Below are 10089 nucleotides of genomic sequence, written 5' to 3'. Positions count from 1 at the left end.
CTGGACTATCTCGCCATCGAGCCGGATCCGGCGCGCCAGTGGGCGGCCAGGACCGTCGCCGAGCAGGCCCTGGCGGCCGAGCTGGCCCTCGCGGCCCGGGCAGGCAATCCCTTCGCTCTCGCCCGCCAGTATGTGAAAGGGGTCGATGAGGCGCCCCGGGTGAGCTTTTTCATGCCCCACCACAACGAATCCGGTTACTGGTGGCAAGGGGAGAACGCTCGCCTCGCGTCGCTCGCCACCATGGCGTTTGCTGCCGCACAGCACCTGCCCGGGCAGAGCGCACTGCTGCGCACCTTCGGCCAGCAGCAGCTCGACTGGATCCTGGGGAGAAACCCCTTCAACACCTGCATGCTGGCGGGTCAGGGCATCAACAACCCGGAATACACCGCCGGCTACCCCAATGCACAGGGGGGGATCTGCAACGGCATCACCGCCGGCTTCGATGACGAAAATGACGTGGCCTTTATTCCAGAGGCGTACAAGGATCGGCTGGATCAGAACTGGCGCTGGGGGGAGCAATGGATCCCGCACGCCGCCTGGTTCGCCCTGGCCATCACCTGGCAGAGCGCACAAGGAGGCCACCATGATTGAGAGCGGTTCACACATCACTGGCACCGGGGAGAGCCCTGGATCCTCCATACCGCCAGCCAGGTTTACCCTGGCCGTCACCTGGCAAAGCGCGCAGGGAGGCCCCCATGATTGAGTTCTGGGTCGGGGTGGATGGCGGCGGCACCCACACCCGGGCCCGCATTCGCAACAACGCAGGCAAGCTGCTCGGCGAGGGGCGCGCCGCCGGCTCCAATTTGGAGCTGGGCATCGCCCTCGCCCACGGCCATGTGCTGGCTGCCATCGATCAGGCCCGCATCGAAGCGGGTCTGCCCAGAGAGAGCGAACAGCGGATGGGAGTCGGGCTCGCACTCGCCTCCGCCGAGCTCGCCGACTGCTACCACGCCATGCTGACCATGCCCTTCCCGTTTGCGCGGGTGAAGCTCACCTCCGATGCCTTTGGTGCCTGCCTCGGCGCCTTCGACGGCCAGGAGGGGGCCATCCTGATCGCGGGCACCGGCTCGGCGGGACTCATCTACCGGGAGGGGCGCCTTCGCACCTGCTCGGGTCGCGGCTTCCCCGTCTCGGATCTCGGCAGCGGCGCCTGGCTGGGGCTGCGCGCCATCCAGCAGTCCCTGCTCTGCCACGACGGCATCCTGCCCCCCAGCACCCTGGCGGTGCGCCTGATGGATCACTTCAGGCGGGATCAGGCCGAGGTAGTGCGCTGGGCTGCGCGCGCCATACCGGCCGACTATGGCCGCTTCGCCCCCTGGGTATTCGATGCCGCGAGCGACGGGGACGAGCTCGCCACCGCCCTGCTGGATGAGACCTGTGCCCAGCTCGGCATGCTGCTGGAGGGCATGACCCAGCTCGGGGCAGACCGGATCGCCCTGCTGGGCGGCATCGGCACGCGCCTCGCCCCCCGTCTGGGCCACTTCCATCTGGTCGCCCCCAAGCGCGACGCGCTGGAGGGGGCCATCCTGTTTGCCAGGACGGAGGCGCTGCCATGTCTGCATCCCTGAGCCTGGTCGGGCCGACAACACCTGCGGGACAGGCTCCCGTTTCCTTCACCCCATCAGAGGAATTCCCATGTCCGCACCCCTGATCCACACCCGGGTCGATCACCGTGACGGTGACGATGTCTGGTTTCGCTTCACCCTGAGCCAACTGCCAGCAGCCCCCTGGAAACTCCACTTCTGCCTCGCCCGCCAGATCGATCCCCACTCGATCGAAGGGGGCACCCTGGAGCGCCAGAGCGGCAGTTACAAGGTCATGGTGCCCCACGAGGGGGTGAGCGAGCTGCGCTTCTGTTGTCGCAACACCCCGCTCAAGCATGACTCCGATATGCCCAAGGGTTTCTTCCTGAGCCTGGAGAGCAAGGGACAGCTGCAACCCCTGGTGCTGGAGGGGGAAGACCTTGGCCTGACCAACCCGCCCTCCCCGGGCCCCGACCTGCCACAGGTGGAGGCCGTCAACGGCCTCGTGCCCCAACCCGCCCACCTGATTTATACAGAAGGCAACTTCCGGCTGGCCGAGCGGGCCCACGTCGACGGCCCCGTTCCCCTCGCCTCCCTGCTAGCCCATTTCAACGAGCTGACAGGCCTGGCCCTGACCCAGGATCACGATGCGGAGATCCACCTCGTCGAGGCGACACTTCCCCCCGAGGGGTATGAGCTCACCATCACCCCTGAGGAGATCGTCATCCGGGCCGCCGGCGAGGCGGGCTGGCGACACGGGCTGGTGAGCCTGGCCCAGTGGGCGCTGCAACACGGAGAGAGCCTGCCCTGCCTGACGGTGCGGGATGCACCGCGCTTCGGTTTTCGCGGCATCTTCCTCGACTGTGCCCGCCACTTCCACTCCATCGCCACCCTCAAGCGCCTGCTCAAGCAGATGAGCCTCTACAAGTTCAACCGCTTCCACTGGCACCTCACCGATGACGAGGGGTGGCGCCTGGAGATCAAGGCCTTCCCCCAGCTGACCGCCGTGGGAGCCTGGCGCGGCCATGGCCTGGCGGTGGGGCCCCAGCTGAGCGGCGGCCCCGACCCTTATGGCGGTTACTACACCCAGAGCGAGGTGCGCGAGCTGGTCACCTACGCCGCCGGGCTTGGCATCACCATCATTCCGGAAATAGACATCCCGGGGCACTGTCACGCCGCCATCAAGGCGCTACCCGAGCTGCTGGTGGAAGAGGCAGACCACTCCCGCTACCTCTCGGTGCAATATTTCGACGACAACGTGCTTAACCCGGCACTGCCCGGCACCTACCGGTTCCTGGACGCCGTGATGGACGAGGTGTGCGATCTCTTCCCCGGGAGTCAGGTTCACATGGGGGGGGACGAAGTGCCCACCGGCGTCTGGACCGACAGTCCCGCCTGCCAGCAACTGATGGCCGAGCAAGGGTATCAGGATTGCCGCGAGCTGCAGGGCCACCTGCTGCGCCACTGCCAGCAGTACCTGGCCAGCAAGGGCAAGCAGATGCTGGGGTGGGAGGAGATACTTCACGGTGACAAGGTGAGCCGGGAGGCCACCGTCTTCGCTTGGACCAGCTTCCAGGCCGGCCTGGATGCCGCCGCATCCGGTTACCCCGTGGTGATGGCGCCTGCCCAGCACCTCTATCTGGATCTCGCCTGGAGTCAGGACATCCATGAGCCGGGACTCTACTGGGCGGGTACCCTCAACCTGGCGCAGGTGCATGCATGCGATCCTGCCCCGGCCGATTTCCATGCCAACGATAACATCCTGGGGGTGCTGAGCCCCTTGTGGTCGGAACTGATCACCTCTCGCGATCGTCTCGACTACATGTTGTTCCCGCGCATGCTGGCCACGGCAGAGGTGGCCTGGAGCACTCCCGCCCGCAAGGTGTGGGAGCACTTCGTCGCCCGTCTGCCCGGCCAGCTGCACATCCTCGACCAGTTGCAAGTGCGTTACCGGGTGCCACAGAGGTAGTGTTATCTTTTTCTTTTCGGCGACCTTTTGGTCGCCGTTTTTTTACCCACCGACAACAAAAACCCAACCTAGCCCCTACTTTTCATCTGCCTTTGTTGGCAAAATAAGGCCCCCGATGAAACCAGACAGGGGATGCATCTCCCTGCGGTTCCGCCACAATAACAATCAGCAAACAGATCGGAGCTTACCCTTATGGCCCGCAAACACGCCCAGGTCGTGGACAGTGAAGTGGAATTTCCCGCCGACGTGCAACTCGTCTCCACCACGGATCTGCGCGGCGTCATTACCTACGCCAACCCCGCCTTCTGCCGCATCGCCGGTTACCAGGTCGATGAACTGGTCGGCCACAACCACAACCTGGTTCGCCACCCCGACATGCCCAAGGCCGCCTTCGCCGACCTCTGGGATCGCCTCAAGGAGGGCAACCCCTGGCGGGGAGTGGTGAAAAACCGCTGCAAGGATGGCCGCTATTACTGGGTCGACGCCTACGTCACCCCCATCTACGAGCACGGCAAGATAAGCGGCTACCAGTCGGTGCGCTGCAAGCCCGACCCCCAGCTCAAGCAGGCTGCCGCCCAGGCCTATCGGACCCTGCTTTCGGCCGAGCAACGGGGCACCCCGGCCCGCCCCTCGCTGCGCCGTTTCAGGCCGCTGATGCTCGGCCTGCCGCTGCTGGCGCTGCTGGTCTGGGCCGCCCTCACCCAGGGCCCCCTCACCGCGCTGCTGATGCTGCTTCCCCCCCTCGCCATTGCGGGCGCCTACTGGCGCGAGCTCATCGCCCTGCCCCGCTATCTCAGGCAGCTCGGTCAGCAATATGACAGCCTGACCCGGCTGGTCTATTCGGGGGATGCACCGGGTGCCATCGCCGATTTTCACCTGAAGATGCTGCAGGCCCGGATCCGCACCGTGCTGGGGCGGGTCGACGATGCCACCCATCCGCTTCAGGCCCTGGCAACCGATCTGCAGGACTCCTCACACCGCGCCTTCCTCGACATCAACGAGCAGGATGCCCAGACCCAGCAGATGGCGGCCGCCATGACCCAGATGGCAAGCACCGCCCACGAAATCGCCCGCAACATCCAGGACACCAACGGCCAGGTGACCGAGGCACGCAGCAGTTGCCAGAGCACGGTGGAACAGCTGGACCAGACCCAGCAGCAGATGACCAGGCTGGCCAGCCAGGCGGAGCAGGCCTTCCACTCCGCGGTGGAGCTCGCCAGCGAGTCGGAGCGCATTGGCAGCGTGATGGGTGAAATCCAGGGCATCGCCGAGCAGACCAACCTGCTGGCCCTCAACGCCGCCATCGAGGCCGCCCGTGCCGGCGAGCAGGGGCGCGGCTTTGCGGTGGTGGCGGACGAGGTGCGCACCCTGTCGACCCGTACCCACAAGGCGACCGAGCAGATCCAGGGCAGCATCAGCCAGATCCAGCACACCCTGGAGCGCTGGCAGGGCATGATGCAGGACAACCTGGCCCAGACCCGGGAATGCGTCGAGATGACCCGCCAGGGATCAGGCAACCTGCACCTGGTGCTGGGTGAAATCGATCAGGTGACCGAATTCTCCACCCAGATCGCCGCCGCCGCGGAGCAGCAGCAGGTGGTGGTGGAGGAGATCAGCCGCAACATCCACCAGATCTCCGAATACTCCCGCGCCAACAGCCAGAAGATCCAGGCGGTGGACGACTCCAGCCAGGAGCTGCTCAGGCGGGCCCGCGAGCTCAGGGGACTGAGCCAGACCTTCGGCTGACAGATTGCAAGCCCCATGACAGAAGCGCCACAATGGCGCTTCTGCTGTTTTTGACGAGCCATCATCATGAGAACGAACGCGCCCCCCCTGGACAAGACGGCCCGCATCGAGGCGATCCTGGCCCTGATCCCCCCCGGCCGCGTGGTGAGCTACGGCCAGGTGGCGGATCTCGCGGGCCTGCCCGGACGAGCACGACTGGTGGGCAAGGTGTTGCGGGAAACCGACAAGGTGCTGCCCTGGCATCGGGTGCTGGGGGCGGCAGGCACCATTTCGCTGCCAAAAGGATCCGCAGGCTTTGACAAGCAAGCGGGGCTGCTGCAGGAGGAGGGGGTGCCCGTGATTGGCGGGCGGGTCAGGATGCGGGAGTGGCAGTGGCAGCCCGACCTGGCCGAGCTGCTCTTTCTGGTTCCCTTCTGACGAGGCTGGCACGTCCCGAAGGGATGGGCGTTCTTGCAACAAAGGGAGGGCCTCTGTGGTCGCCCTCCGTCACGTTCTCTTCCCTAGTCGCCGGCAATGGGTCCCAGAATGTCATCGCTGCGCACCTGTACCGGGATGGTCTCATCCTCCCGTTGCAAGAGCACCAGCAGACTCTGTCTGTCCACCTCCAGCACATAGGCTGTCCCTTCACGGGTCAGGCAGGTCATGCCCGGCCGTATTTCATGTATCTCCATGACAACTCCCTGTCTTGCGCTGCCATCCATGCAGCCATTCCAGTATATCGCCATCCACCAACAAAGAAGCCCCTCGCAAGGGGCCTCTTTCATCATGCTGTGAGCGGCGTCGCCATCAGGCTTTCTTCGCCTTGGGCAGGCTCTCCTGCCATTTTCCGTTGTCGTAATGGGCTGTCCAGCCGGTCGCCTTGCCGTTGACCTCGGTCATCACGTACTGCTCCTTGGTCTTGCGGCTGAAGCGCACCACGGAGGCGTTTCCGTCAGGATCTGACGCCGGGGCGTCCGCCAGGTACTGGTGCTTGGGGGAGAGGCGATCGCGGAAGCGCTTGAGCTCCTCCACCAGGGGCGCACGGGTCTCGCGGGATTTGGGGAAGTTGCTGGCGGCCAGGAAGAGGCCGGCGGCGCCATCCCGCAGCACGAAGTGGGCGTCGGACTGGGTGCATTTCAGCTCGGGCAGGGGTACCGGATCCTCTTTCGGCGGTGCAATATCGCCATTTTTCAGGATCTTGCGGGTGTTCTTGCAGCTCTCGTTGGTGCAACCCATGTATTTGCCGAAACGGCCGTTCTTGAGCTGCATCTCGGAGCCGCAGCGATCGCACTCGATGCTCGGCCCTTCGTAGCCCTTGAGCTTGAACTGCCCCTGCTCCACCTCGTAGCCATCGCAATCCGGGTTGCGACCGCAGACGTGCAGCTTGCGGCTGTCGTCGATGATGTAGGCGTCCATGGCGGTGCCGCAGATCCCGCAACGATGCTTGGCACGCAGGGCATCGGTTTCCGCCTCGTCCCCGTCGGTGGCGGAGACGAACTCGTCCGCACTGACCAGGTTGATGGTCTTCTTGCAGCGCTCCTTGGGCGGCAGGGCATAGCCGGAGCAGCCGAGGAAGACGCCGGTGGTGGCGGTACGGATACCCATCTTGCGGCCACAATCCGGGCAGTCGATATCGGTCAGCACCATCTGGTTGGCACGCATGCCTCCCTCTTCATGGGGCTTGTCGGCCTGCTCCAGCTCCTGGGTGAACTCGGCGTAGAAGGCGTCGAGCACCTTCTTCCACTCCAGGCTCCCCTCGGCGATGCCGTCGAGCTTGTCTTCCATCTTGGCGGTGAACTCGTAGTTCATCAGCTCGACGAAGTTCTCCACCAGGCGGTCGGTGACGATCTCCCCCATCTTCTCGGCGAAGAAGCGGCGGCTCTCGACCCGCACATACCCACGGTCGACGATGGTGGAGATGATGGAGGCGTAAGTGGACGGACGGCCGATGCCGCGCTTTTCCAGCTCGCGTACTAGGGCCGCTTCGGTGAAGCGGGCGGGCGGCTTGGTGAAGTGCTGGCGCGGATCCAGCTTGACCAGTTTCAGCACCTCGCCGACGGTCACCGCCGGCAGCTGGCTGTCTTCACCCTTGCGGCCCATGGGCGGCAGGGCCTTGGTCCAGCCGGCGAAGCGCAGGGTGCGACCGCGCGCCTTGAGCTCGAACTCTCCTGCCTTGACGGTCAGGGTGGAGGAGTCGTACTGGGCCGGGGTCATCTGGCAGGCGACAAATTGGCGCCAGATGAGGTCATAGAGCCGCATGGCATCGGGCTCCATCCCTTCCAGCATCTCGGCAGTCACCTGGACGCTGGAGGGGCGGATCGCCTCGTGGGCCTCCTGGGCATTGGCCTTGGCGCCGTAGAGGTTCGGCTCGCTCGGCAGGTAGGCGGCACCATACTGCTCGCCGATGTATTCCCGCACCGCGTCCACCGCCTCTTTGCTGAGGTTGGTGGAGTCGGTACGCATATAGGTGATGTAACCCGCTTCATAGAGACGCTGGGCCATCATCATGGTCTTCTTGACCCCGAAGCTCAGACGAGTAGAAGCCGCCTGCTGCAGGGTGGAGGTGATGAAGGGGGCGGACGGCTTGGAGCCGGTCGGCTTGTCTTCCCGGTTGACCACCTTGTAGTCGACCCCTTCCAGGGCCGCCACGGCGGCGAAGGTCTCGGCCTGGGTCACCGGCTTGAAGTCGGCACCGTTGCGGCTGACCACCTCCATGCGCAGCTCACTCTTCTCGGCGGTGAGCAGGTCGGCGTTGAGATCCCAGAACTCCACCGGCACGAACGCCTTGATCTCGCGCTCCTTGTCGACGATAAGGCGCACCGCGACAGATTGCACCCGACCGGCGGAGAGGCCGCGGGCCAGCTTCTTCCACAAGAGCGGGGAGACCATGTAGCCCACAACCCGGTCGAGGAAACGACGGGCCTGCTGGGCGTTGACACGATGAATGTTCAGCTCGGACGGCTGGGCGAACGCCTCCTGGATGGCGCTCTTGGTGATCTCGTTGAACACCACGCGCTTGTAGCGGCTGTCGTCGCCACCGATGATCTCGCGCAGATGCCAGGCGATCGCTTCCCCCTCTCTATCCAAGTCGGTTGCGAGATAGATGGTGTCGGCCTTGGCGGCCAGACTTTGCAACTCGCTGACCACTTTTTCCTTGCCGGGCAAAATCTGGTAGTTGGCCTGCCAGCCTGCGGTCGGGTTGATGCCCATCCTTGAGAACAGGGCGTTGCGATCCTTGGCCGCCTTCTCGGATTCGCTGAGCTTGATGCCGCGAATGACAGGTTTTTTGGGCTCGGTGCTGGCGCTGCCGCTGGTCGGCAGATCGCGCACGTGGCCTACGCTGGATTTCACCACGTAGTCCTTGCCCAAATATTTGTTGATGGTCTTGGCCTTGGCCGGAGACTCCACGATGACCAGTGATTTGCCCATGCTGTAACTATTATCCTCATTGCACCCGACGGGGTTGGCGTGCGGTTTTGTGGGGCTGTATAAGAGATTTGACGGGAAAAAGCAATCTTGCGGGTCAATTTGCCCGACAGCCCGAACCGCCCTGCTTCTTTATTTATTAATGCGAAGCCGGGGCGCGGGAAGCAACCGCTTTTTTGTTTTTATGCTATATCCCCCCCCTTTTTTAGATTGGAAATGACATATCCAGCCACCCTTGTGACATAAAAACCCATTCTGGTTATCAGCTTGTTACAAAGGATGAAATCTCTTTATAATGGCCGCACACCGCAGCTTTGTGCGCGGAAGGAACCGCTCCCCATATAAAAATCGAAAGGATGTGATCATGAAGCACTTCGAGGTCAACTTCGACGGCCTGGTCGGCCCCACCCACAACTATGCCGGCCTCTCCTATGGCAACGTCGCCTCCCAGAGCAACGCCAAAGAGGCCTCCAACCCCAAGGAAGCGGCCAAGCAGGGGCTGCGCAAGATGAAGGCGCTGACCGACCTCGGCATGGTGCAGGGCGTGCTGGCGCCACAGGAGAGACCGGATCTCGCGACCCTGCGCCGCCTGGGCTTCACCGGCAACGACGCCAGCGTCCTGGCCCAGGCTGCCAGACAGGCCCCCGCCGTGCTGGCCGCCTGCTACTCGGCCTCCAGCATGTGGACTGCCAACGCCGCCACCGTCTCCCCGAGCGCCGACACCCAGGATGGCCGCATTCACTTCACCCCCGCCAACCTGACCAACAAGTTCCACCGCTCCCTGGAGCCCGAGGTGACCGGGCGCATCCTGCGGGCCGTGTTCAACAACGATCGCCACTTCTATCACCACCAGCATCTGCCGGAGAACGACCACTTCGGTGACGAAGGCGCCGCCAACCACACCCGGCTGTGCCGCGCCTATGGCGAAGCGGGGGTCGAGCTGTTCGTCTATGGCCGCAGCGCCTTCGACGTCTCCCAGCCGGCACCCAAACGCTACCCGGCCCGCCAGACCCTGGAAGCGAGCCAGGCCATCGCCCGCCTGCACGGTCTGGGGGATGAGAGCGCCGTCTTTATCCAGCAGAACCCGGACGTGATCGATCAGGGGGTGTTCCACAACGACGTCATCGCGGTGGGCAACCAGAACGTGCTCTTCTTCCACCAGCAGGCGTTCCTCAACACCGCCTCGGCGCTGGCCGAGGTGCGCACCAAGTTCGGCGACGGCGAGCTGCACTTCATCGAGGTGCCGACTGCCGAGGTGTCGGTGCAGGATGCGGTGAAGTCCTATCTGTTCAACACCCAGATCCTCACCCTGCCATCCGGCGAGATGGCGATCATCGCCCCCACCGAATGTCGCGACAACCCGGCGGTGTCGGCCTATCTGGCCAAGCTGGTGACCCTGGGGACCCCGATCAAGGGGGTGCACTACATGGACGTGAAACAGAGCAT

Annotated in this window: 8 protein-coding genes; 6 read left to right on the top strand and 2 right to left on the bottom strand. The window is 64.3% G+C overall.

Features of this window, described 5'->3' with window-relative positions:
- From AACR77_RS20345 to AACR77_RS20325, 5 genes are all read left to right on the top strand, one after another.
- Window positions 1–591, top strand: a 591-nt coding sequence (locus AACR77_RS20345) for a glycoside hydrolase family 9 protein (protein ID WP_042880325.1), incomplete at its 5' end; no start/stop codon positions are given.
- Window positions 592–695: 104 nt separating this feature from the next.
- A complete protein-coding gene (locus AACR77_RS20340; protein WP_042880324.1) occupies window positions 696–1568 on the top strand; it encodes a BadF/BadG/BcrA/BcrD ATPase family protein in 873 nt (290 codons plus the stop codon).
- Window positions 1569–1635: 67 nt separating this feature from the next.
- On the top strand, window positions 1636–3492 hold the full coding sequence (locus tag AACR77_RS20335) for a beta-N-acetylhexosaminidase (protein WP_042880322.1): 1857 nt from the start codon (window positions 1636–1638) through the stop codon (window positions 3490–3492).
- A gap of 192 nt (window positions 3493–3684) precedes the next feature.
- Window positions 3685–5238, top strand: a complete 1554-nt coding sequence (locus AACR77_RS20330; protein WP_042880320.1) for a methyl-accepting chemotaxis protein — start codon at window positions 3685–3687, stop codon at window positions 5236–5238.
- Window positions 5239–5304: 66 nt separating this feature from the next.
- Window positions 5305–5655: an MGMT family protein gene (locus AACR77_RS20325; protein WP_039040524.1), complete on the top strand. Its 351-nt coding sequence runs from the start codon at window positions 5305–5307 to the stop codon at window positions 5653–5655.
- Window positions 5656–5738: 83 nt separating this feature from the next.
- Here the strand turns inward: AACR77_RS20325 and AACR77_RS20320 are convergent, their stop codons facing one another.
- Both AACR77_RS20320 and topA read right to left on the bottom strand, forming a co-directional pair.
- Complete coding sequence (locus AACR77_RS20320) at window positions 5739–5909, bottom strand: hypothetical protein (RefSeq protein ID WP_164882955.1); 171 nt, start codon at window positions 5907–5909, stop codon at window positions 5739–5741.
- Window positions 5910–6024: 115 nt separating this feature from the next.
- Complete coding sequence (gene topA, locus AACR77_RS20315; RefSeq protein WP_010673895.1) at window positions 6025–8646, bottom strand: type I DNA topoisomerase; 2622 nt, start codon at window positions 8644–8646, stop codon at window positions 6025–6027.
- A gap of 361 nt (window positions 8647–9007) precedes the next feature.
- Between topA and astB the strand changes: the two genes are divergently transcribed.
- The coding region (gene astB / locus AACR77_RS20310; protein ID WP_231563160.1) for an N-succinylarginine dihydrolase at window positions 9008–10089 on the top strand (1082 nt) is incomplete at its 3' end.

The sequence above is a fragment of the Aeromonas sp. ZOR0002 genome, from assembly GCF_963866995.1.
Classification (GTDB): domain Bacteria; phylum Pseudomonadota; class Gammaproteobacteria; order Enterobacterales; family Aeromonadaceae; genus Aeromonas; species Aeromonas caviae.
Note: the sequence above shows the minus strand (reverse complement) of the source record. Positions and strands in the feature narration are given on the sequence as shown.

Excerpts from the sequence above, each read along its gene's own strand:
- topA (WP_010673895.1), bottom strand. The coding sequence starts at position 8,646 with ATGGGCAAATCACTGGTCATCGTGGAGTCTCCGGCCAAGGCCAAGACC.
- AACR77_RS20340 (WP_042880324.1), top strand. The coding sequence starts at position 696 with ATGATTGAGTTCTGGGTCGGGGTGGATGGCGGCGGCACCCACACCCGG.
- AACR77_RS20335 (WP_042880322.1), top strand. The coding sequence starts at position 1,636 with ATGTCCGCACCCCTGATCCACACCCGGGTCGATCACCGTGACGGTGAC.
- AACR77_RS20320 (WP_164882955.1), bottom strand. The coding sequence starts at position 5,909 with ATGGAGATACATGAAATACGGCCGGGCATGACCTGCCTGACCCGTGAA.
- AACR77_RS20330 (WP_042880320.1), top strand. The coding sequence starts at position 3,685 with ATGGCCCGCAAACACGCCCAGGTCGTGGACAGTGAAGTGGAATTTCCC.
- AACR77_RS20325 (WP_039040524.1), top strand. The coding sequence starts at position 5,305 with ATGAGAACGAACGCGCCCCCCCTGGACAAGACGGCCCGCATCGAGGCG.